Here is a 405-nt window from a genome sequence, read left to right as displayed (position 1 = left end):
AAATCGCAGGCTGGCACCGATCCAAACTGTGGGAGCAAAGCTTGCTTGCGATGACGGCGGCAGATTCAACATCGAGGCAAGCTGTCCCTCTGCTATCGCGAGCAAGCTTTGCTCCCACAGGGGATTTGTGTTGGCCGGGAAATCGCAGGCTGGCACCGATCAAAATTGTGGGAGCAAAGCTTGCTCGCGATGACGGCGGCATGTTCAACATCAAGGCAGACTGACCCACCGCTATCGCGAGCAAGCTTTGCTCCCACAGGGGATTTGTGTTGGCCGGGAAATCGCAGGCTGGCACCGATCCAAACTGTGGGAGCAAAGCTTGCTTGCGATGACGGCGGCAGATTCAACATCGAGGCAAGCTGTCCCTCTGCTATCGCGAGCAAGCTTTGCTCCCACAGGGGATTT

General features: G+C 56.8%; 1 protein-coding gene. It reads left to right on the top strand.

Going from position 1 to position 405, the window contains the following annotated elements:
• The coding region (locus tag F7R20_RS31815) for a hypothetical protein (protein ID WP_212613445.1) at positions 1-224 on the top strand (224 nt) is incomplete at its 5' end.
• Positions 225-405 lie beyond the last annotated feature (181 nt).

Source organism: Pseudomonas brassicacearum subsp. brassicacearum (genome assembly GCF_008801605.1).
Classification (GTDB): domain Bacteria; phylum Pseudomonadota; class Gammaproteobacteria; order Pseudomonadales; family Pseudomonadaceae; genus Aquipseudomonas; species Aquipseudomonas brassicacearum.
The sequence above is the reverse complement of the archived record's forward strand: the minus strand, read 5'-3'. Positions and strand labels throughout refer to the sequence as shown.